The following is a 20,972-nucleotide window of genomic DNA, read 5'->3' as shown; positions in this document are numbered from 1 at the left end:
GCCCCAAGCATCGGAAATCTTGGTCGGTGGAAAGGGCGGGACCTTGCCCCTCCACCATGTTGCGCATGGTCCCCCTCCCCAAGCACAGCTTGGGAAGGAATGGACCGCTCAAATCCTCCCCAAGCTGTGCTTGGGGAGGGGGACCGCGCCCGCAGGGCGTGGTGGAGGGGCATTTCCCGCTGCTTCCACCGCAGCCCCTCTCCATTTGTTCATCCCGACGCCCTATGATGCCCCCATGCACAGCCGTTTCGAAACCCTCCCCAACCGCCGCGCCATCGTCGATCGCCGCGCGCTCGCCGAACAGGTCGCAGCACTTGGGATCACGGGGCCGGAAGGCCGCACCCTGGTCACGCCGGTCCTTCGCGCCGCGCTCGACGCCGGGCGGCAGGAGGTGGCGCGGCGGCTGGCGCTCCATCCCTCGCGCGGGCTGGAGGCGGCGGCGGCGCAGGCCTATCTGACCGATCAGGTGCTGAAGGTGCTGTTCGATTTCACCACCGACACGCTTTATCCGTTGAGCAACCCCACGGCGGGTGAGCGGCTGACCCTGATCGCGGTGGGCGGCTATGGCCGGGGCGAGATGGCGCCCTATTCGGATGTCGATATCGGCTTTCTCACCCCGTTCAAGCAGACGCCGCATGCTGAGCAGGTCATCGAATCGATGCTCTATTCGCTCTGGGACCTGGGGTTGAAGGTCGGCCATTCCAGCCGCTCGATCGACGAGATGATCCGTCAGGCGCGCGGCGACGTGACGGTGCGCACGGCCCTTCTCGAGGGGCGATTCCTGTGCGGCGATCAGGCGCTCTATGACGAGGCGTCACGCCGCTTCAAGGCGGAGATTCAGACCGATTCGCACCGCCAGTTCATCGCCGACAAGCTGGCCGAGCGCGACCTACGCCACCGCAAGATGGGCGACACCCGCTATGTCGTCGAACCCAATGTCAAGGAGGGCAAGGGCGGCCTGCGCGATCTCCACGCGCTCTTCTGGATCGGCAAGTACGTCTATGACGTGGACCGCGCCGCCGACCTGATCGACCGGGGCCTGTTCACCCGCGAGGAATATCGCCAATTCCACCGCGCCGACAATTTCCTGTGGGCGGTGCGCTGTCACCTCCACACCATTACGGGGCGCGCCGAGGATCGCCTCACCTTCGACGTGCAACGCCAGATCGCCGAGCGGATGCGCTTCTCCGACCGGCCGGGCAAGGCCAAGGTCGAACGGTTCATGCAGCTCTATTTCCTGCAGGTGAAGACGGTCGGCGCGCTGACCGGCGCGTTCCTGGCGCATCTGGACGAGCGGTTCGCGGCGCGCGGGCATCGCTTCGGCCTGCCCACCATCCGCAGGCGACCGCGCCGGTTGAACGGCTTCGTGCTCGATCGCGGACGCCTCGCCCTGCCGCGCGACGATTTCTTTCAGGAAGACCCGGTCCGGCTGATCGAGATTTTCCAGCTCGCCGACCGGTATGAGCTGGAGGTCCATCCGCTGGCGATGCGCGCCGCATCGCGCGACGCGAAGCTGGCGGACGATATCCGCCGCGACCCGCGCGCCAATGCGCTGTTCTTGGACGTGCTGACCAGCCGCCACGACCCCGAACTGGTGCTGCGCTGGATGAACGAGGCGGGCGTCTTCGGCCGCTTCGTGCCCGATTTCGGGCGCGTCGTCGCGCAGATGCAGTTCGACATGTACCACCATTACACCGTCGACGAGCACACCATCCGCGCGCTTGGCCTGCTCGCCCGGATCGAGCGGCAGGACATGGTCGAGGAGCATCCTGTCGCCTCGGCGATCATCGACCAGATCGTGTCGCGGCGCGTCCTCTATGTCGCGGTCCTGCTCCACGACATCGCCAAGGGGCGCGGCGGCGACCATTCGATCCTGGGCGCGGAGGTGGCCGAGCGGCTGTGCCCACGCCTGGGCCTGAGCGATGCCGAGACCGAGACGGTCGCGTGGCTGGTCCGCTGGCATCTGCTGATGTCCGCCACCGCGTTCAAGCGCGACCTGTCCGACTTCAAGACGATCCTCGATTTCTGCGAGACGGTGCAAAGCCCGGAGCGGCTTCGCCTGCTGCTCCTGCTGACCATCGTCGATATTCGCGCGGTGGGACCGGGCACCTGGAACGGGTGGAAGCGCCAGTTGCTCGGCGATCTCTACGAAGCGGCCGAAGAGGTGCTGCGCCTCGGTCACAAGCAGCGCGGCCGGACCGAGCGGATCGCGGCCAAACAGGCCCGTCTGCGCGAGGCACTGGACTGGCCCGAGGATCGGTTCGCCGCCCATGTCCGCCGCCTGCCCGAAGCCTATTGGATCGCCGAGCCCGAGGATGTGCTCGCCCATAACGCGCGCCAGATGGCGGCGGCGGGCGATGCACAGCTGTCGATCGATGCGCAGGTCTATGGCGAGCGGGGCGCGACCTTGGTCTCGATCTACGCCGCCGACCATCCGGGGCTGTTCTACCGCATCGCGGGCGCGATCCATGTCGCGGGCGGCAATATCATCGACGCGCGCATCCACACCACGCGCGACGGCATGGCGATCGACAATTTCCTGGTGCAGGACCCGCTCGGCCGTCCCTTTGATGATCCGGGCCAGCTGGGCCGCCTGCGCCGCGCGATCGAGGATGCGCTCGCCAATCGCAGCAAGCTCGCCGACCGTTTGGTCGCCAAGCCCCTGGTCCGCCCACGCGCCGACGCCTTCCCAATCGCGCCCAATGTGCTGATCGACAACCGGGCGTCCAACCGGTTCACCGTGGTCGAGGTCCATGCTCGCGACCGCCCGGCGCTGCTCAACCAGCTCGCCCATGCGCTGTTCCAGTCGAAGGTGACGATCCATTCGGCGCATGTCGCGACCTATGGCGAGCGCGCGGTCGACGTCTTCTATCTGACCGACCTGACCGGGGATCGGATCACCAATGGCGGGCGGCTGAAGACGCTGGAGAAAAGGTTGCTGGGCGCAGCGGCCGGGGAAGCGTTGGAGGTGGCGGCTTAGAGAAGGATGACATGAGCTGGAATCGTCATTGCGAGCGTAGCGAAGCAATGACGAATTGGGTCAAGCTGACGTCATCGCGCTCTAAATCTCCATTCCTCCCCAAGCTGTGCTTGGGGAGGGGGACCATCCGAAGGATGGTGGAGGGGCGGGACGGACCGGCCTTGCCCCTCCACCACGCCCTGCGGGCGCGGTCCCCCTCCCCGAGCAAGCTCAGGGAGGATTGGCGCGTGGGGCCATCGCGCGCACTGCCACCAGTCTGGCGCGATCGGATCTGGTTTCCGTCGCCTTCCGGCTCCAGCGCGAACCCCAAAAAAACCCCGGCAGCCTAAAAGGCTCCGGGGTCTTTCAAAGCCATCACCCGGAAGCCTACACTCCCGAGTCGCACCCGATCACTTCGGGGCCAGCACCATCAGCATCTGGCGGCCTTCCATGCGCGGATAGGCTTCGACCTTGGCGACCTCGGCCACCTGCTCGGCGACGCGCTGGAGCACGTTCATGCCGAGCTGGCCATGGCTCAGCTCGCGGCCGCGGAAGCGCATGGTGACCTTCACCTTGTCACCCTCGCCGATGAATTCGACCACCTTCTTCATCTTGGTGTCGTAATCATGGTCGTCGATGTTCGGACGCATCTTGATCTCCTTGATCTCCTGCGTCTTCTGCGACTTGCGGGCGAGGTTCGCCTTTTTCTGCGCCTCGTACTTATACTTGCCGACGTCGAGGAACTTGGCGACGGGCGGGTCGGCGTTGGGCGACACCTCGACCAGGTCGAGACCGAGCTCCTGGGCCTGGGCCATCGCCTCACGCGTGTACATCACGCCAAGATTCTCGCCCTCATGGTCGATCACGCGAACCTTGGGGCTTTGAATCCACTCGTTGAACCGAGGACCGTTCATCGGCGGCGCCTGCATCGGACGGCGCATCATGGGAGGACGTATGGGTATTTCTCCTGTGGCAATTACGATTTCAATATAAGCGATCGGGCGCAAATTTGAAAGGGCGAGACAAACGTCCCGCCCTTTCCGTTAGTTTAGCGGATTTCAGCCGCGAAGATCGGGCGGAGTCGCTTCCTCGCGCAGCATGGCGATGGCTTCGTCCAGCGTCATGATCTCCTGCGCCTGGCTGCCCAGGCGGCGGACGGCGACCTTGCCTTCCTCGGCCTCGCGCTTGCCGACGACCAGCAGCACGGGGACCTTGGCGACCGAGTGCTCGCGCACCTTGTAGTTGATCTTCTCGTTGCGCAGATCGGTCTCGACCCGGATGCCCGCCGCCGCCAGCTTGGCCGCCACGTCTTCCGCATAGCCGTCGGCATCCGACACGATGGTCGCGACCACCGCCTGCACCGGCGCCAGCCAGACTGGGAAGCGGCCCGCATAATGCTCGATCAGGATGCCGATAAACCGCTCATAGGAGCCGAAGATCGCGCGGTGGAGCATGATCGGGCGGTGCCGCTCGCCATCCTCGCCGATATACGACGCGTCGAGTCGTTCGGGGAGAACCCGGTCCGACTGGATGGTGCCGACCTGCCAGGTCCGGCCGATCGCATCGGTCAGATGCCATTCCAGCTTGGGCGCATAGAAAGCCCCCTCGCCCGGCAGCTCTTCCCAGCCATAGGCTTCGGTCGCCAGCCCCGCCCGCACGACCGCGTCGCGCAGTTCGGTCTCCGCCATGTCCCACATCTCTTCGGTGCCGAAGCGCTTTTCGGGACGCAGCGCCAGCTTGATCGAATAGGTGAAGCCGAAATCCTTGTAGATCCGGTCCGCCAGTTCGCAAAAGGCGCGGACTTCCTCGACGATCTGGTCCTCGCGGCAGAAGATATGCGCGTCGTCCTGGGTGAACTGGCGCACGCGCATCAGGCCGTGCAGCGCGCCGTGCGGCTCGTTGCGGTGGCAGCAGCCATTCTCATAGAAGCGCAGCGGCAGGTCGCGATAGGACTTGATCCCCTGGCGGAAGATCAGGACGTGCGCCGGGCAGTTCATCGGCTTCAGCGCCATCCACTGCGCATCGTCCGACACCAGCGGGCCTTCGTCCTCGGTGTTCGGCACTTCGTCGGGGATCACGAACATATTCTCGCGATACTTGCCCCAGTGCCCGGACTGCTCCCACTGGCGCGCGTCCATCACCTGCGGGGTCTTCACCTCGCGATAGCCGCCAGCGTCGATCGCGCGGCGCATATAGGCCTCCAGCTCGCGCCAGATGCGATAGCCCTTGGGGTGCCAGAAGACCGAGCCATGCGCTTCCTGCTGGAGGTGGAACAGGTCCATCTCATTGCCCAGCTTGCGGTGGTCGCGCTTGGCGGCTTCCTCCAGCCGCGTCAGATGCTCGGCCAGCTGCTTCTTGTTCAGCCAGCCGGTGCCGTAGATGCGGCTGAGCATCGCGTTCTTCTGGTCGCCGCGCCAATAGGCGCCCGACACGCGGGTCAGCTTGAAGGCGTTGGGGTCCAGCTTGCCGGTCGAGGCGAGGTGCGGGCCCCGGCACATGTCGAGCCAGGCGTCTTCGCCCTTGCCCGCACGATAGACGGTCAGTTCCTCGTCATCGGGCAGTTCGGCGGCCCATTCGGCCTTGAAGCTTTCCCCTTGCGCCTTCCAGCGTTCGATCAGCTGCTCGCGGGTCCAGACCTCGCGGATCAGCGGCTCGTCCTTCGCGATGATCTTGCGCATCTCGGCTTCGATCGCGGGCAGGTCCTCTTCGGTGAAGGGGCGATCCTTGGGTGCAAAGTCGTAATAGAAGCCGTCGTCGGTCGCCGGGCCAAAGGTGATCTGCGTGCCGGGGAACAACGCCTGCACCGCCTCGGCGAGCACATGCGCATAGTCGTGGCGCGCGAGTTCCAGTGCGTCGGCCTCGTCCTTCGCGGTCACCAGGGCGAGGGCGGAATCGCCCTCGAACGGGCGCATGATGTCGCGCAGCTCGCCATCGACGCGTGCGGCGATCGCCGCCTTGGCCAGCCCCGGCCCGATCGCGGCGGCGATGTCCGCGGGGGTAGTTCCGGGCGCGACCTCACGGACGGAACCGTCGGGCAGCGTGATACGGAACATCGCAGACATGGATACTCTCTTCGATAATTAGGGTGATGCGCCAGCGGAGCCCGGCGCGAGGGGCTCTATAGGGAAGAAACGGCGCAAGGTATATGGGGGTCAGGCGCGTCCCTGCACGACCGGCAGCGTCTCCAGCGCCGGGCGGGCATACCAATAGCCCTGGTGATAATGAACGCCCAGATCGTTCAGCGTCGCCGCCTCGGCCGCCGTCTCGATCCCCTCAGCGATCAGCAGCGTGTCGAGCTCCGCGCACATACCGACCATCGCACGTACAATGGCGCGGCGGCGGGGATCGGTGTCGATGTCGCGGACCAGTTCCATGTCCAGCTTCACCTCGTCGGGGGCGAAGCGCACGAACCGGTCCAGCCCCGAATGGCCCGCACCGAAATCGTCGATCGCAACCGAAAAGCCGATCTGCTTATAGGTGTCGATGATCCCGGCGACATGCTCGGGCGAGCCCATTTGCTCATTCTCGGTAAACTCGAAGATCAGCCGGTCGACGGGCAGCCCCTGGGCCTGGGCAGTGCGCAGGGTCAGCTGGATACAAGCCATGGGCGAATAGACGGCATTGGGCAGGAAGTTGATCGACAGCCGCGCATCGCCCGCCATGATCCCGGCGGCCATCGCGGTCTCGATCGCCTTGACCCGGCACGCCTGGTCGAAGGAATAGCGGTTCGCCGCGTTCACCTGCGACAGCACGCTATAGGCGCCTGCGCCGTCGACGCCGCGGATCAGCGCTTCATAGGCGAAGGGCCGACCGGTCCGTGTGTCCACGATCGGCTGGAACGCCATGACGAAGGGTATTTCGAAATCGACCCCGTCGCGGCATCCGCTGCAGATGTTGCGCATTCCCATGGCGGCATGGTTAGAGCGCAATGGTTAACGCCGTGCCTCACCAGGATTTTTTGACGAAAAAGGGCGGCAGTGGTCCGACTCCACCGCCGCCCGATTTGCCGGTCAGTGAAGGTCAGCGACCCTGGCCACCGCCGCTACCACCGCCGCCATGGCTGGCCTGGCCACCCTTTGACCCGGCCTCGGCCGCGCGTTCGGGATCGTTCTTGAAGTTGCCGCCGCTTTCCTGACCGCCCTTGCGGCCCGCCTCGGACGCCTTTTCGCGGTCATTGGCGAAATTGCCCGGATTATTCTCGCGGCCACCACCGCCATTGCTGTCTGCCATCATATCTCTCCTACTGCGCCCCGCAGCGGATAGACGGTATTGGGTCACTCTAAGTTTCTGGAATCGCGCCAACAATAATATTCTACATAAGCGCCATATCCTGATCTGATTTATGGAGCGAAGCGGCAGCAGTGGCGCGCCGCTTCACCCATATCATTATCCCGTGGAGAGAAGATTGCCTCGCCGCATCATAAAGGCCGGGCAATACCAGGCCGACGTCATGGGATTTACGAGGCGATCATTGATCGATTGCGTACGACACCATCAAGGTAACGCGGGTCTGGATCGGCTCGGGCGCAAGGGCGATTGCAATGGGCGGCGGCGCCACGACTGTCATCGGCGGGGGCGCATTCGCGGACGACCTGTCCTGTATCATATCCCTATCCTCGCCCAGATAATCCGAGTCCTGCACACGCAGCAACGCCCCCAGCTTCGCGCCCGAGCCTTCGGCAATCAACCGCGCCTGCTCCTCAGCATTGACCAGAGCGGCGCGCATGGCCTGTCGTCGCGCGCCCTGGGGATCGCTCAGTCCGAACTCGCCGACGCTGACACTCTGACCACCGAGCCGACCGATCAGGCTCACTACACTCCCGGCCTCGTCGACCTGCGCGGTTTCGATCGTGACGGGCATCGTCGCTGCATAGCCCTGGATCGCGCAGGAACCGGCGGCAGGTTTTACGAGGGCGGGGAGTTCCGGATCAGCTGGTTCGCAACGGGCGGGCCGAACCGGTCGAATGGAAAACTGCGAAGCCCGCCAGCGCATATTCCCCTTCAGATAGCCGGAAACACCCGCACTGATCGCCTTGGCGTCATCACGGACCTTGGCGGCGGCCTCGTCCGAGGTCTTGCCGTCTCCGGCGACCGTGAAGCCGATCGTGACACGGTCAGGCGGGGTTTGTACGACGCCGGTTGCCGACACCATGATCTGCGGTCGCGACGGCACTTGCGCCCCGGCCGTAGCAGCTATCCCGAGCATCGTTCCAAATAGCAAGGCTCGCATAATCCCCTCTCCCCTCACGCAATCCCGAACGGCACCAGATGATTATCCTGGATATGCCCGATCCGCGCGCGGCCCAGATAGGGCACGCCCATTTCGGTGCACCAGCGCTGGATCATATATTCCAGCGTCTCGCCCCAGGCGGGTTCATTGTCCTGCACATGGCTGACCGCGCCCAGCCGGACGCCCGCGACACCCTTCAACTGGGTGGCGTTCGCCATGGTGAACAGCATCCGGTCGACCGCATACATATGCTCGGACACTTCCTCGATGATGAGGACATGGTCGGTCAGGTCGGGGAGCCAGGGCGTGCCGATCAGCGCCGACAGGATCGACAGATTGAATGCCGCCGCCGGGCGTCCGTCGAGCCCCGGCTCCAGCCCCTGCCGGTCGCCGCTGACCAGCCAGCCGAGCGAACGCGCCACCGTCACGTCGCCCTGCTGGCGCCGTATGTCGCTCGCCATCGGGCCATGCACCGGCCGCCCGATCCGCCGGGCATAAAGCGCGGCCAGCACGAAGCCGAGGTCGGAATAGCCGATATAGGTCTTGTGCCCCGCCGCCGCGTTCAGATTGGGCATGACCCGCGACAGGATGCGGTTCGATCCATAGCCGCCGCGCAGGAACCAGATCGCGTCGATCCCCGGATCATTGGCGAATTCCAGGAAGGCCGAGGCGCGACGCTCGTCGGACCCCGCGAAATGCCCGTCCTGCTCATAGCATTGCGGGTGGAAGATCAGGTCCACGTCCGGATAGGCGATCGCGGCAAAGGCGCTGACCGGCGCTTCGGCGGCGGGGTTGCCGATGCTGGCGGGGGCGAGGATTCCGATCTTCATTCTGTCCTGTCCCCCAGCGTCTCTGTCCGGCCGGGCATTGCCCTGCACCGCGTAACCGCCGATAGCGTGGGCCCATGACCAACGGCAATTCCTGTTTTCTGGTGGGCATCGGCGGATCGGGCATGATGCCGCTCGCCATGATCCTGCGCGCGCGTGGATGGACGGTTTCCGGCTCCGACCGGGGGCTGGATCAGGGGCGGGTCGCGGCCAAGTTCGATGCGCTGCGCAAGGCCGGGATCGCGCTCTACCCGCAGGATGGATCTGGCGTGACTTCCGCCGATCAGCTCGTCATCGCCTCGGCCGCGGTCGAGGAGACGGTGCCCGATATCGTCGCCGCCAACCAATTGGGCTGCCCCCGTGCCACCCGCGCGCAGATGCTGGCCAGCCTGTTCAACGACAGCCGCCTGCCCATCGGCGTGGCGGGGACCAGCGGCAAGTCGACCGTCACCGGCATGATCGCCTTCATCCTGCACGAAACGGGGCGCGATCCGACCGCGATGAACGGCGCGGTGATGAAGGATTTCGTTTCGCCCGACAGCCCCTTCGCCAGCGCGCTGGTCGGCGACGGCGCGGCGTTCGTCAGCGAGGTGGACGAAAGCGACGGCTCGATCGCGCTCTATGACCCGGCGATCGCGGTGCTGAACAATGTCAGCCTGGACCACAAATCGCTGGAGGAATTGCGCGACCTGTTCGGCGGCTTTGCCTCACGCGCGGCCCATGTCGTCGCCAATGCGGGCGATGCCGAGACGGCGGCGCTGCTCGCGGACCTGCCCAACCTGACCACCTTCGCGGTCGAGGGCGCGGCCGATCTGGTCGCCGAAGCACTGAAGCCCGAACCGTTCGCTATCAGCTTCGACCTGGTGACCGGCGGGGCGGGCTATCATGTCCGGCTGTCGGTGCCGGGCCGCCACAACGTCTCCAACGCGCTGGCCGCGATCGGCGCGAGTGTGGCGGCGGGCGTGCCCCTGATCGATGCGATCCGCGCGGTCGAGCGCTTCACCGGTCTGAAGCGCCGGTTCGAGAAGGTCGGCATGGGCGGTGGCGTCACCGTGATCGACGATTTCGGCCACAACCCCGACAAGATCGCCGCGACGCTCGATACGCTCCACGCCTTTCCCGGACGGTTACTGCTCCTGTTCCAGCCGCACGGCTATGGCCCGCTGAAGGTCATGCGGACCGAGCTGGTCGACAGCATCGCCACGCGGATGAAGCCCGGCGACATGCTCGTCCTGCCCGACCCGGCCTATTTCGGCGGCACCGTGGCCCGCGAGGTGACCAGCGCCGACATCGTCGCCGACCTCCGCGCGCGGGGCGTAGACGCCCGCCACATCGCCGACCGCGCCACGGCGGCGAACATGTTGATCGCCGAAGCGCGCGACGGCGACCGCATCGTGGTGATGGGCGCGCGCGACGATACGCTCAGCCTGCTCGCGCAGGATATGGTGGAGAAGCTCGCAACGACGTAAAGGACGCTTGACGTACAGCGCGCTTTTCATGTAAAACCTCCTTTACATACCAAGGAGGTTGCCATGCCTATGCCGCCGGAAATGAAGCGCTATACACGCCGCCTGTTCGTCACGATGACGTTGTACGGCATCACCCTGATGGGTGCCAATTTCTGGTTCCGCCATGCCCCGCCTTCCGGGTTGCTTGCCTATTGCGTGGCGATTCTGCCCGCGCTGCCGATCATGGGGGTGTTCGTCGTCATCGGGCGGCTGATGATGGAGATGCGCGACGAATATATCCGTATGCAGTTCGTCCGGCATTCCCTGATCGCCACCGGGATCACCTTGTCGTTCACGACCGCCTGGGGATTTCTGGAAGGCTTTGGATTGGTCGCGCATATGCAAGGCTATTGGGCCGCGACCCTATGGTTCAGCGGATTGGGGTTCTGCGTGATGGCCAATGCCGTCCGGGAATATTGGTGCGCGCGGGCGTGAATAACCATCTCCGCACCCTGCGCGCCGAACGCGGCTGGAGCCAGCAGGACCTGGCCGAACGGCTGGAGGTCAGCCGCCAGAGCGTCAACGCGATCGAGACGGGACGCTACGATCCGTCCCTCCCCCTCGCCTTCAGGATCGCCGAGCTGTTCGGCCGTGCGATCGAGGAAATTTTTGTCAGCCCCTCCAAGGGCTGATTTGGTCAATCCCCACCGGCATGATAGGATCGGCGCGAACGGCCATAGGAGAACGCCCGTCATGTTCCGTCGCCTGTTTACCGAGCATCCCGCAAGCGTCGGCGAAAGCTATGTCCAGCATTTCGGCGTGGCGGCGCGGTTCGGGGGGATCATGATCCTGGGCGGGCTGGGCGCGATCGTCCATGCGGTGGTGCCGGGACTGTGCACCACGACGGGCAGCGACACGGTGGCCCGGCTGCATGCCGAAATGGTCGCCAAGCGGCGCAAGCAACAGGCCGCGCAGACGCAGATGAAGAGCGTCGAATATGTGATCTGAGGGGTAAGCGCGGACGTCCTGCCGCGCTGCGCTGAACTCGACCTATTCCGCCACCCGATCGAGCAAACGCCCGATCCCGGCCAGCGCCTCCGGCTCGGTCAGCAAGGGCGTATGGCCGACATTGGGCACCGTCACCAGCTCGGACGGCGCGATCGCCTGCACCATCCGCTCGGCGACATTCGCGCTCAGGATATCCGACCGCTCGCCGCGTACCACCAGGGTCGGCACGCCGTTCAGTGCGTCGAGCGCGGCCCACATGTCCGACCCGCCCTCGGTATTGGGCACGCGGAAGGGCTCGGCGATCTTCATGTCGTAATCGAGCACGATCCTCCCTGCGCTGGTCAGGCGATGGGTCCGCTTGGCCATGGCCAGCCAGTCCTCGATGCCCCAGCCGGGATAGACGCCCTCGTTATTCTCCTGGAGACAGCGCGCGGCGTGGAGCCAGGTGGGAAAGCTCTGCCCCTTGCCGACATAGCCGCGGATGCGAGCCAAGCCCGCCGCCTCGATCTCCGGCCCGATATCGTTCAGCACCGCGCCGGCCAGCCGCCCGCGCGCGGTCGCCGCCAGCACCATCGTCACGATCCCGCCGAGCGAGGTGCCGACCGCCACGAACCGGCCGATGCCCAATTCGTCCAGCATCGCCTCGACATCCTGGACATAGGTCAGGGGAACATAGGTCATCGGGTCCTTGGCATAGGCGCTCTCGCCCCGCCCCCGAAAACTGACCGCGATGACGCGCGCGCGGCCGTCCAGCGCCTCGGCCAGCCCCTCGAAATCACGGGCGTTGCGGGTCAGGCCGGGCAGGCAAATGACCGGAGGCAATGCATCGTCCCCCGGATAATCGCGCGCATGGAGCCGCAGGCCGTCTTTCGACCACCAATATCGATTCTCATGAGGGATCATGCTTGAAGGTCCTCCGGTGCCGTCTCCATATCGCGGTATGCCCGTGTCCCCGCAAGCCTATCGCCCCGCCCGCGCCCTGACCGAGATCGCCGATGTCCTTGCCGATCCCGTCGCGCCCGCCGATTTCCCGCAGACCATCATCCGCTTCCGCAATGACAGGGCCGCCGCCGAGATCGGGCTAGAGACGCTGACCGACGACGAATGGGTGGCGCATCTGGGCCGGTTCCAGCCCTTGCCCGACACGCTGCCCGGACCGCTCGCACTGCGCTATCACGGGCATCAGTTCCGCCAGTATAATTCCGACCTGGGCGACGGGCGTGGCTTTACCTTCGCACAGATGACCGCGACCGATGGCCGGTTGCTCGAACTCGGCACCAAGGGGTCGGGGCAGACGCCCTATAGCCGCTTCGGCGACGGCCGCCTGACGTTGAAGGGCGGGGTGCGCGAAATCCTGGCGACCGAGATGCTGGAGGCGTTGAACGTCCCCACCTCGCGCACGCTGTCGCTGATCGAGACGGGCGAGGCGCTGCACCGGGGCGACGAGCCCTCCCCCACCCGATCGGCGGTGATGGTGCGGATGAGCCATGGTCATATCCGCATCGGCAGTTTCCAGCGGCTCGCCTTCGAACGCGACGAGGCGGGGATGACGCGGCTGGTCGGTTATGTGCTGCGCCATTTCTACGATGAGGAGTCGGACGATCCGGTCCGGCTGCTGACGCTGGTCGCGCAACGGACGGCGACCTTGGCGGCGCGGTATATGGCCGCCGGGTTCGTCCACGGCGTGCTCAATTCGGACAATATCAACGTCACCGGCGAGAGCTTCGACTATGGCCCCTGGCGGTTCGCCCCGACCTGGGACCCGGCGTTCACCGCCGCCTATTTCGACCAGACGGGCCTGTATGCGCTGGCGCGTCAGCCCGAGGCGATACAGTGGGACGTGATGCAACTCGCCTCCAGCCTGCGCCTGATCGCGGAGAGCGATCCGCTGATCGCCGCGCTGGACGGATTCGCCACCGCCTATCAGGCCAAGATCGTGACCGCGATCCTGTGGCGACTCGGCGTCACGCCGCGTGAGGGAACCGAGGACCGCGCGCTGGTCCAGACGTTCGAACGCGCGCTGCGTACCAGCCAGGCCCATATCGACCGCGTCTATTTCGACCTGTTCGGCGGACAGGTTCCCGATCATTATGACGAGACCTGGAACGATTTGCGCGACTTGATCGAGCCCTATGCTCCCCGCCGCGCGCGCGATCACGCCTATTGGCAGGGTGAGCCCGAATCGATGCTGATCGACGAGGTGGAGGCGATCTGGGCACCGATCGCCGAACGGGACGATTGGGCGATGCTCCACGACAAGGTCGAGCGGGTCCGCGCCATGGGCCAGGCGCTTGCCGACCCGGTCGCGGCGGCCTAGCCTTCCTCCCATGACCGATCATCTCTCGACCTACGAACCCGCAACCGGTGCGCTGATCGCCGACCTGCCTGTCGGTGACGCCGCGCAGGACGTGGCCAGGGCGCGCGCCGCCTGGAGTCCGTGGGCGACGACGCCTTTGGAGCAGCGGATCGCGACGCTACGCCGTTTCGCCGAGCTGGTCCGCGAGCGCGCCGACGCCTTTGCCGACCTGATCGCGCGCGAAACCGGCAAGCCGCTCTGGGAAGCCAGGACCGAGGTCGACACGGTCGTCGCCAAGGTCGCCATCTCGATCACCGCGCAAGCCGAACGGGCGGGCGAACGGTTCACCGATCAGCCGGGCGGCGGTCGCATGGCGCTGCGTCATCGGCCGCATGGGGTGCTGGCGGTGCTGGGGCCCTATAATTTCCCCGCGCATCTGCCCAATGGCCATATCGTGCCGGCCCTGCTGGCGGGCAATGCGGTGGTGTTCAAACCGTCCGAGAAGACGCCTGCGACGGGGGCGTTTCTGGTCGAATGCTATCATGCGGCGGGGGTGCCCGAGGGGGTCGTCCGGCTGCTGATCGGCGGACCGGATCAGGGGCGCTCGCTCGCGGGGCATGACGATATCGACGGCCTGCTCTTCACTGGCTCGGCGCGCACCGGCCTGGCGCTCAACCGCCAGTTCGCCGAGCGGCCGGAGAAGATCCTGGCGCTGGAGATGGGCGGCAACAATCCGATCATCGTCTGGGACGACCCCGATCTCGACGCCGCCGCCGCGTTGATCGTCCAGTCGGCCTATACCACCGCCGGGCAGCGCTGCACTGCGGGGCGGCGGCTGATCGTCGAGGATCGGCTCTATGATCCGCTGATGGCGGCGCTGACCCGCCTGACCGACCGGATCATCGTCGGCGCGCCGCATGACGATCCTGCCCCCTTCATGGGACCGGTGATCGATAACGAGGCGGCCGACCATCTGCTGGCGCGCGTGCACGATCTGGTCGCAGGAGGCGCAACGGTCATCCGCCCGTTGGCACGGGTCACGCCGGACCGCCCCTTGCTGACCCCCGCGATCCTCGATGTGACTGAGGTTGCCGAACGCCCCGACGACGAGCTGTTCGGTCCGGTCCTGCAAGTCTCGCGTGCGACGGATTTTGCCGAGGCGCTCGCCCAGGCCAATGCCACCCGCTACGGCCTGTCCGCCTCGCTGATCTCCCCCTCGCGCGAGCGGTATGAAGAGTTCTGGACCGGTATCCGCGCCGGGATCGTCAACTGGAATCGCCCGACCAATGGCGCGGCCTCCAGCGCGCCGTTCGGCGGTATCGGCTGGTCGGGCAATCACCGCCCCAGCGCCTATTACGCCGCCGATTACTGCGCCTATCCGGTGGCGAGCGCGGAAACGGATCGGGCGGCCGCGACGATCCCGATCGGCCTGCATCCCGAAAGCTGATCTACCCCCGCCCCAAGCATCGCTCGGTTGTGGAGTGCGGCGGGGAGGATCATCTGTCGGAGCATGGCTAGTCTTCTCGATCCCACCGCGCGCGGGCGCGTGATCCTTGTCGGCGCAGGCCCCGGCGATCCGGGCCTGCTGACCGTGCGCGCGGTCGAGGCGCTGAAGACCGCCGATGTCCTGGTCCATGACGGGCTGATCGACCCGCGTGTCCTGGACCTTGCACCGCCAGAGGCGCAGCGCATCTCGGTCGCCAAGCGCCGCGCGCGCCATACCCTGTCGCAGGACGCGATCAACGCGCTGATCGTCGCACATGTGAAGACCGGCGCGATCGTCGTCCGGCTGAAGGGCGGCGACCCGTTCATCTTCGGACGCGGCGGCGAGGAAGTGGAGGCGGTGCGCGCCGCCGGTCTTCCCGTCGAGGTAATCCCCGGCGTCTCGGCCGCACTTGGCTGCGCGGCGGAGGCGATGCTGCCGCTCACCCACCGCGACCATAGTTCTGCCGTCTCGTTCGTCGCGGGCCAGTGCAAGGGGCTGACCGATCAGGACTGGTCGGGGCTGGCGGGCCAGGGGCGCACGCTGGTCATCTATATGGGCGTGGCGACCGCCAACGGCATTGCCGACAAGCTGATGGCCGATGGCGTCGCGCCCGACATGCCGGTGGCGGTGCTGGAGCGCGGCACGCTGGAGGGGCACCGCGCCCTTCGCACCCTGCTCGCCGATCTCGGGGCCATGGTCGAGCGCGAGAAGGTTCAGAGCCCGGCGATCATCGTCGTCGGCGAAGTCGTGACGCTGTCGGATGCCGAGGACAAGCTGGCGCGCTGGGCCCGCGTGGCGGAAGGGATGAGCGCATGAAGCTGTTGACGGGCAATGATCTGGCGACCGGCGATGTCGTCTGGTGGACCGGCCAGGACTGGTCGCGCCATATCGAGGATGCGGTCGATGTCGGCGGACAAGGCGAGGCGATCCTGCGCGCCGAGGAAGGCGCGCGCCGGGTCAACGTGCCCTATCTGATCGACGCCGAGGCGACCGAACAAGGCCCCCGCCCCGCCCATATCAAGGACCGTATCCGCGCGCTTGGCCCCACGGTGCGCCCCGACCTGACGCTCAAGCCCGCCGATACGGACGCCGGCGCCTGGGTCATTTGAGAGATTAGCGCATGTACGTTTACGACGACTATGACCAAAGCATCGTCGATGCCCGTGTCGAGGAATTTCGCGACCAGGTGGAACGCCGCCTGTCGGGCGCGCTGACCGAGGATCAGTTCAAGCCGTTGCGGCTGATGAACGGCCTGTATCTTCAACTGCACGCCTATATGCTGCGCATCGCGGTGCCCTATGGCACGCTGGACAGTCGCCAGATGCGGATGCTGGGCCATATCGCGAGGCGATATGATCGCGGCTACGGCCATTTCACGACGCGCCAGAACATCCAGTATAACTGGATCAAGCTGGCCGATGCGCCCGATATCCTGGCCGAACTGGCGACGGTGCAGATGCATGCCATCCAAACCTCGGGCAACTGCATCCGCAACATCTCGTCCGACCAGTTCGCCGGAGCCGCCGCCGACGAGGTCGCCGATCCGCGCCCCTGGGCCGAGCTGATCCGGCAATGGTCGACCTTCCACCCGGAATTCACCTACCTGCCGCGCAAGTTCAAGATCGCGGTGATCGCGGCGGACGAAGACCGTGCGGCGATGCGGCTGCACGATATCGGCATCCAGCTGCTGGAGCGGGACGGCGTGCTCGGCGCAAAGATCTTCGTCGGTGGCGGCATGGGGCGCACCCCGATGATCGCGCATGAGGTGAAGGACTTCATCACCGCCGATCACCTGATGAGCTATCTGGAGGCGTGCCTGCGGGTCTATAACCGCTATGGCCGCCGCGATAATATCTACAAGGCGCGGATCAAGATCCTGCTCCACGAGATCGGCGTCGACGCGTACCGCGACCAGGTGGAAGCGGAGTTCGCCGCGATCCGCGACCTCGGCATCGACCCGCCGCTGGCCGAGCTGGAGCGGATCACCGCGATGTTCGCTGGGCCCGACTTCGCGGCGGATGCGCCCGATACGGTGGACCGTTCGGACCCCGACTTCGCGGTTTGGCTGGACCAGAATGTCGTCGCCCACAAGCAACCCGGCCATGCCATCATCACGATCAGCCTGAAGCCGATCGGCGGCATCCCCGGCGACGCCTCGGCCGACCAGATCGACCTGATGGCCGACCTCGCCGAGCGTTACGGCCATGACGAACTGCGCGTGACCCATGCCCAGAACATCGTCCTGCCGCATGTCCGCAAGGCCGATCTCTACACCATCTGGACCGCATTGCGCGACGCCGGACTGGCCGAGGCCAATCTTGACCTGATCTCCGACATCATCGCCTGCCCCGGTCTCGATTATTGCAGCCTGGCCAATGCCCGCTCCATCCCGCTGGCGCAGAAGATCGGCGCGCGTTTCGCCGGGCGGCAGCGCGAGCTGGGCGAGCTGAAGCTGAAGATTTCGGGCTGCATCAACGCCTGCGGCCACCATCATGCCGGGCATATCGGCATATTGGGCGTCGATAAGAAGGGCACCGAGAATTACCAGCTGCTGCTCGGCGGATCGGGCGCGGAGGATGTGTCGCTCGGCAAGATCACCGGCCCCGGTTTCGACGAGGACGGCGTGGTCGATGCGATCGAGCGCGTGACCGACCGTTATGTCGAATTGCGCGAGGGCTGCGAGCGCTTCCTCGACACCTATCGCCGCGTCGGCATGCAGCCGTTCAAGGAAGCCATTTATGGTTGATCCCATCACCGTGAACACGAATGCGGGCGAGACGCTGCTGCGCTTCCGCGACGATGTGGTGCATGACGAACCGGCGGTGACGCTGGACGCGTTCCTGGGCCAGACCAACGCCACCGCCGTCCGACTGGAAGCGGGCGACGATGCGCGCGAACTGCTCGACCATCTGGGGCAGATCGCGCTGGTCGAGATCAGCTTCCCGACCTTTCGCGACGGGCGCGGCTATTCGGCGGCGCGAATCCTGCGCGAGGCGGGGTTCGAGGGCGAGCTGCGCGCGGCGGGCGACGTGCTGGTCGACCAGATCCCGCATATGCGTCGCTGCGGCTTCGACAGCTTCGCGCCCGAAAAGCCGGTCGACGCGGCGACGCTGACCAAGCTGCTCGCGCTCTATCCCCAGCCCTATCAGAAGGCCGCCGACGCGCGCGTGCCGGTGTGGAAACTGCGCCATGGCTGAGCGGGCGCTCGACCGGATCGACGTTCGGCCCGCCTATACGGCCGAGGATGCGGCGGCGTATGAAGCGCGGTTTGCTGGCGTGCCAGCGCCGGAGATGCTGCGCACCCTGTTGACCGGCGAACTGCGCGGCGGAATCGCGGCGGTGTCGTCCTTCGGCACCGAGTCCGCCGTGCTGCTCCACATGGTCGCGCAGGCCGATCCGGCGACGCCGGTGGTCTTCACCGACACGCTGAAGATGTTTCCCGAAACGCTGGCCTATCGCGACACGCTGATCGAGCGGCTGGGCCTGCTCGACGTCCGCGTTATCCAGCCCGACCCCGCGCGGCTGGCGGCGAAAGACCCCGAGGGCATCCGCCACGGATACGACCCCGATGGCTGCTGCGACCTGCGCAAGGTCGAGCCGCTGGCACGCGGCCTTGCGCCCTTCGAGGCCTGGATTTCGGGCCGCAAGGGTTTCCAGGCGGGCACCCGCCGCGCCCTGCCCCGCTTCGAGGTCGAGGATGGCCGGTTGAAGCTCAATCCCCTGGCGGATTGGGACAAGGCCGCGCTCGACGGCTATTTCGCCGCCCACGATCTGCCGCGTCATCCGCTGGAGGCGGAGGGCTATCTCTCGATCGGCTGCGCGCCGTGCACCAGCCAAGTGAAGCCCGGCGAAGACCCGCGCGCGGGCCGCTGGCGCGGGTTCGACAAGGTGGAATGCGGCATCCACCGGCCGGTGGAAGCCGTTCGGCCGGGTTGATCCCTACATAGCTTAACGGAACCTCCCCGGCGAAGGCCGGGGTCCAGTTGCGATGCGGCCGGTAACACACGAAACAGCCAAGCGGTGAGGTGGCCTCCCACGCCCCGCCTGGCGCGCCTCAAACTTCGTGGCAGCTGGGCCCCGGCCTTCGCCGGGGTCGTCGGGGGTGTACAGCGTATCATCCCCTCAACGACAGCGGATCAATACCCCGCGAAATCCGTGAACCGCGTGATCGTCGGATCGAACTTCATCACCACCTTGCCGGTCGCACCGTGACGCTGCTTGGCGACGATCAGCTCGGCGAGGCCATAGACCCGCTCCACCTCGGTCGCCCATTTCGCGTGATCCTCGAAGACCTTGCCGTCATCGCCTTCCATCGGGCGCTTGGGCTCGCGCTGCATCATGTAATAGTCTTCGCGGAACACGAACCAGACCATGTCGGCGTCCTGCTCGATCGAGCCCGATTCGCGAAGGTCGGACAGCATCGGCCGCTTGTCCTCGCGCTGTTCGACCGCACGGCTCAGCTGCGACAGCGCCAGCACCGGCACGTTCATGTCCTTGGCCAGCGTCTTCAGCCCGCGCGAAATCTCGGAGATTTCCTGCACGCGGTTGCCCTCCGACGACTTGCCCGAGCCGGTCAGCAGCTGGAGATAGTCGACCACGACCAGACCCAGCTCGTTGTTCAGCCGCCGCTGGAGCCGCCGGACGCGGGTGTGCAGCGCGGAGATGGTCAGGCCGCCGGTATCGTCGATGAACAGCGGCAACTGCTCCAGCTCGGCGGCGGCAGCGGCGAGCTGGGCGAACTCGTTGCGGCTGATCTTGCCCATGCGCAGCGCTTCGGAGCTGATCCCCGACTGTTCGGCCAGGATACGCGTCGCCAGCTGGTCGGCCGACATTTCGAGGCTGAAGAACGCGACCTTGGCGCCGACCGACTCGGAGGGCGGAATGCCGTCCTGCATGTCGCGCATCCAGCGCCGCGCCGCGTTGAACGCGATGTTGGTGGCCAGCGAGGTCTTACCCATGCCCGGACGGCCCGCCAGGATCATCAAGTCGGAGCGGTGCATACCGCCGATCTTGGCATTGACCGAGTCGAGACCCGTGGTGATGCCCGAGACATGGCCGCCGGAGTTCAGCGCCCGCTCGGCATTCTTCACCGCCATGGTGGTGGCCTGGGAGAAGCTCTTCACCGCATTTTCGGAACCGCCATCGGCCGCAACCTTGAACAGCTCATTCTCGGCCAGCTCGATCTGGGCGCGCGGGTTCACCTCTTCGGAGGTGTCCATCGCCCGGTCGACCAGCGTCCGCCCCACCGTCACCAGCGCGCGCAGCATGGCGAGGTCGTAGATCTGCGTCGCGAACTGCCGCGCGCCGATCAGGCCCGCGCCAGAGCCCGTCAGTTGCGCCAGATAGGACGGGCCGCCCAGCGCCTTCATCCCCTCATCCGCCTCGAACATCGGACGCAGGGTGACGGGGGTCGCCAGCATGTCGGTGGCGCGCAGATTCTTGATCGCGGCGAACACCCGGCCATGCACCGGCTCAAAGAAATGCTCCGGGTCCAGCCGGTCGACCAGGTCGTCGGCCAGCCGGTTGTCGATCATCATCGCGCCGAGCAGCGCGGCCTCCGCCTCGATATTGCGGGGAAGTTGCTGCGGCTCGGTGGCGGCAGCCGGGTTCTGAAATGCGAGGGTGGCCATTCCTTTGGCGTTAGCGCGAAGAGGCCCCGGATGAAAACGCATTCAGTCGATCAGCGGGGGATTTGCGGCGCACGCGCTTCGCGACTAT

The 20,972-nt window shown here is 66.1% G+C and carries 20 protein-coding genes; 12 read left to right on the top strand and 8 right to left on the bottom strand.

Going from position 1 to position 20,972, the window contains the following annotated elements:
* Positions 1 to 235: 235 nt before the first annotated feature.
* On the top strand, positions 236 to 2,980 hold the full coding sequence (locus U1H82_RS15255; RefSeq protein WP_322965785.1) for a [protein-PII] uridylyltransferase: 2,745 nt from the start codon (positions 236 to 238) through the stop codon (positions 2,978 to 2,980).
* Between the two features lie 389 nt (positions 2,981 to 3,369).
* Here U1H82_RS15255 and infC read toward each other — a convergent pair whose 3' ends face one another.
* The 6 genes from infC to U1H82_RS15225 form a co-directional block, all read right to left on the bottom strand.
* Entirely contained in the window at positions 3,370 to 3,903 is a 534-nt protein-coding gene (infC, locus tag U1H82_RS15250; RefSeq protein ID WP_037569087.1) for a translation initiation factor IF-3, read from the bottom strand.
* A gap of 114 nt (positions 3,904 to 4,017) precedes the next feature.
* A complete protein-coding gene (thrS, locus tag U1H82_RS15245) occupies positions 4,018 to 6,021 on the bottom strand; it encodes a threonine--tRNA ligase (protein WP_322965784.1) in 2,004 nt (667 codons plus the stop codon).
* A gap of 90 nt (positions 6,022 to 6,111) precedes the next feature.
* Positions 6,112 to 6,861 (bottom strand): EAL domain-containing protein, encoded by a 750-nt coding sequence (locus U1H82_RS15240; protein WP_322965783.1) that lies wholly within the window; start codon positions 6,859 to 6,861, stop codon positions 6,112 to 6,114.
* 118 nt (positions 6,862 to 6,979) lie between these two features.
* Entirely contained in the window at positions 6,980 to 7,189 is a 210-nt protein-coding gene (locus U1H82_RS15235) for a con-10 family general stress protein (protein ID WP_322965782.1), read from the bottom strand.
* A gap of 238 nt (positions 7,190 to 7,427) precedes the next feature.
* Positions 7,428 to 8,111 carry an SIMPL domain-containing protein gene (locus U1H82_RS15230; RefSeq protein ID WP_322965781.1) on the bottom strand — a complete coding sequence of 228 codons (684 nt, stop codon included), beginning with the start codon at positions 8,109 to 8,111 and terminating at the stop codon, positions 7,428 to 7,430.
* Positions 8,112 to 8,203: 92 nt separating this feature from the next.
* Positions 8,204 to 9,019, bottom strand: a complete 816-nt coding sequence (locus U1H82_RS15225; RefSeq protein WP_322965780.1) for an LD-carboxypeptidase — start codon at positions 9,017 to 9,019, stop codon at positions 8,204 to 8,206.
* A 74-nt stretch (positions 9,020 to 9,093) separates the two neighbouring features.
* Between U1H82_RS15225 and U1H82_RS15220 the strand changes: the two genes are divergently transcribed.
* The 4 genes from U1H82_RS15220 to U1H82_RS15205 all read left to right on the top strand — a co-directional run bounded on the left by U1H82_RS15220 (position 9,094) and on the right by U1H82_RS15205 (position 11,472).
* Complete coding sequence (locus U1H82_RS15220; protein WP_322965778.1) at positions 9,094 to 10,485, top strand: UDP-N-acetylmuramate--L-alanine ligase; 1,392 nt, start codon at positions 9,094 to 9,096, stop codon at positions 10,483 to 10,485.
* A gap of 63 nt (positions 10,486 to 10,548) precedes the next feature.
* Positions 10,549 to 10,959: a hypothetical protein gene (locus U1H82_RS15215; protein WP_322965776.1), complete on the top strand. Its 411-nt coding sequence runs from the start codon at positions 10,549 to 10,551 to the stop codon at positions 10,957 to 10,959.
* Entirely contained in the window at positions 10,956 to 11,156 is a 201-nt protein-coding gene (locus tag U1H82_RS15210; protein WP_322965775.1) for a helix-turn-helix transcriptional regulator, read from the top strand. Before U1H82_RS15215 ends, U1H82_RS15210 begins: the two co-directional genes overlap by 4 nt.
* Before the next feature lie 61 nt (positions 11,157 to 11,217).
* Entirely contained in the window at positions 11,218 to 11,472 is a 255-nt protein-coding gene (locus tag U1H82_RS15205) for a DUF6356 family protein (RefSeq protein ID WP_322965774.1), read from the top strand.
* 42 nt (positions 11,473 to 11,514) lie between these two features.
* On the opposite strand, the gene U1H82_RS15200 is transcribed toward U1H82_RS15205, so the two are convergent.
* A complete protein-coding gene (locus U1H82_RS15200) occupies positions 11,515 to 12,375 on the bottom strand; it encodes an alpha/beta fold hydrolase (RefSeq protein WP_322965773.1) in 861 nt (286 codons plus the stop codon).
* 37 nt (positions 12,376 to 12,412) lie between these two features.
* Here U1H82_RS15200 and U1H82_RS15195 point away from each other — a divergent pair, with 37 nt between their 5' ends.
* The 7 genes from U1H82_RS15195 (at position 12,413) to U1H82_RS15165 (ending at position 19,190) form a co-directional block, all read left to right on the top strand.
* Entirely contained in the window at positions 12,413 to 13,789 is a 1,377-nt protein-coding gene (locus U1H82_RS15195; RefSeq protein ID WP_322965890.1) for a protein adenylyltransferase SelO family protein, read from the top strand.
* Positions 13,790 to 13,799: 10 nt separating this feature from the next.
* Positions 13,800 to 15,215, top strand: a complete 1,416-nt coding sequence (gene astD / locus U1H82_RS15190) for a succinylglutamate-semialdehyde dehydrogenase (RefSeq protein WP_322965772.1) — start codon at positions 13,800 to 13,802, stop codon at positions 15,213 to 15,215.
* Between the two features lie 63 nt (positions 15,216 to 15,278).
* Positions 15,279 to 16,070 (top strand): uroporphyrinogen-III C-methyltransferase, encoded by a 792-nt coding sequence (cobA, locus tag U1H82_RS15185; RefSeq protein ID WP_322965771.1) that lies wholly within the window; start codon positions 15,279 to 15,281, stop codon positions 16,068 to 16,070.
* Positions 16,067 to 16,363 carry a DUF2849 domain-containing protein gene (locus U1H82_RS15180; RefSeq protein WP_322965770.1) on the top strand — a complete coding sequence of 99 codons (297 nt, stop codon included), beginning with the start codon at positions 16,067 to 16,069 and terminating at the stop codon, positions 16,361 to 16,363. Before cobA ends, U1H82_RS15180 begins: the two co-directional genes overlap by 4 nt.
* An 11-nt stretch (positions 16,364 to 16,374) precedes the next feature.
* Complete coding sequence (locus tag U1H82_RS15175) at positions 16,375 to 18,000, top strand: nitrite/sulfite reductase (RefSeq protein ID WP_322965769.1); 1,626 nt, start codon at positions 16,375 to 16,377, stop codon at positions 17,998 to 18,000.
* A complete protein-coding gene (locus U1H82_RS15170) occupies positions 17,993 to 18,451 on the top strand; it encodes a DUF934 domain-containing protein (RefSeq protein ID WP_322965768.1) in 459 nt (152 codons plus the stop codon). Before U1H82_RS15175 ends, U1H82_RS15170 begins: the two co-directional genes overlap by 8 nt.
* On the top strand, positions 18,444 to 19,190 hold the full coding sequence (locus U1H82_RS15165; protein WP_322965767.1) for a phosphoadenylyl-sulfate reductase: 747 nt from the start codon (positions 18,444 to 18,446) through the stop codon (positions 19,188 to 19,190). Before U1H82_RS15170 ends, U1H82_RS15165 begins: the two co-directional genes overlap by 8 nt.
* Positions 19,191 to 19,390: 200 nt before the next feature.
* Here the strand turns inward: U1H82_RS15165 and U1H82_RS15160 are convergent, their stop codons facing one another.
* Entirely contained in the window at positions 19,391 to 20,884 is a 1,494-nt protein-coding gene (locus U1H82_RS15160) for a replicative DNA helicase (protein ID WP_322965766.1), read from the bottom strand.
* Between the last annotated feature and the right edge of the window lie 88 nt (positions 20,885 to 20,972).

Origin of the sequence: Sphingomonas fuzhouensis (assembly GCF_034659795.1) — a bacterium.
Lineage (GTDB): Bacteria > Pseudomonadota > Alphaproteobacteria > Sphingomonadales > Sphingomonadaceae > Sphingomonas > Sphingomonas fuzhouensis.
The sequence above is the reverse complement of the archived record's forward strand: the minus strand, read 5'-3'. Positions and strand labels throughout refer to the sequence as shown.

Excerpts from the sequence above, each read along its gene's own strand:
- U1H82_RS15255 (WP_322965785.1), top strand. The coding sequence starts at position 236 with ATGCACAGCCGTTTCGAAACCCTCCCCAACCGCCGCGCCATCGTCGAT.
- infC (WP_037569087.1), bottom strand. The coding sequence starts at position 3,903 with ATGATGCGCCGTCCGATGCAGGCGCCGCCGATGAACGGTCCTCGGTTC.
- thrS (WP_322965784.1), bottom strand. The coding sequence starts at position 6,021 with ATGTCTGCGATGTTCCGTATCACGCTGCCCGACGGTTCCGTCCGTGAG.
- U1H82_RS15240 (WP_322965783.1), bottom strand. The coding sequence starts at position 6,861 with ATGCGCAACATCTGCAGCGGATGCCGCGACGGGGTCGATTTCGAAATA.
- U1H82_RS15235 (WP_322965782.1), bottom strand. The coding sequence starts at position 7,189 with ATGGCAGACAGCAATGGCGGTGGTGGCCGCGAGAATAATCCGGGCAAT.
- U1H82_RS15230 (WP_322965781.1), bottom strand. The coding sequence starts at position 8,111 with ATGGTGTCGGCAACCGGCGTCGTACAAACCCCGCCTGACCGTGTCACG.
- U1H82_RS15225 (WP_322965780.1), bottom strand. The coding sequence starts at position 9,019 with ATGAAGATCGGAATCCTCGCCCCCGCCAGCATCGGCAACCCCGCCGCC.
- U1H82_RS15220 (WP_322965778.1), top strand. The coding sequence starts at position 9,094 with ATGACCAACGGCAATTCCTGTTTTCTGGTGGGCATCGGCGGATCGGGC.
- U1H82_RS15215 (WP_322965776.1), top strand. The coding sequence starts at position 10,549 with ATGCCTATGCCGCCGGAAATGAAGCGCTATACACGCCGCCTGTTCGTC.
- U1H82_RS15205 (WP_322965774.1), top strand. The coding sequence starts at position 11,218 with ATGTTCCGTCGCCTGTTTACCGAGCATCCCGCAAGCGTCGGCGAAAGC.
- U1H82_RS15200 (WP_322965773.1), bottom strand. The coding sequence starts at position 12,375 with ATGATCCCTCATGAGAATCGATATTGGTGGTCGAAAGACGGCCTGCGG.
- U1H82_RS15195 (WP_322965890.1), top strand. The coding sequence starts at position 12,413 with ATGCCCGTGTCCCCGCAAGCCTATCGCCCCGCCCGCGCCCTGACCGAG.
- astD (WP_322965772.1), top strand. The coding sequence starts at position 13,800 with ATGACCGATCATCTCTCGACCTACGAACCCGCAACCGGTGCGCTGATC.
- cobA (WP_322965771.1), top strand. The coding sequence starts at position 15,279 with ATGGCTAGTCTTCTCGATCCCACCGCGCGCGGGCGCGTGATCCTTGTC.
- U1H82_RS15180 (WP_322965770.1), top strand. The coding sequence starts at position 16,067 with ATGAAGCTGTTGACGGGCAATGATCTGGCGACCGGCGATGTCGTCTGG.
- U1H82_RS15175 (WP_322965769.1), top strand. The coding sequence starts at position 16,375 with ATGTACGTTTACGACGACTATGACCAAAGCATCGTCGATGCCCGTGTC.
- U1H82_RS15170 (WP_322965768.1), top strand. The coding sequence starts at position 17,993 with ATGGTTGATCCCATCACCGTGAACACGAATGCGGGCGAGACGCTGCTG.
- U1H82_RS15165 (WP_322965767.1), top strand. The coding sequence starts at position 18,444 with ATGGCTGAGCGGGCGCTCGACCGGATCGACGTTCGGCCCGCCTATACG.
- U1H82_RS15160 (WP_322965766.1), bottom strand. The coding sequence starts at position 20,884 with ATGGCCACCCTCGCATTTCAGAACCCGGCTGCCGCCACCGAGCCGCAG.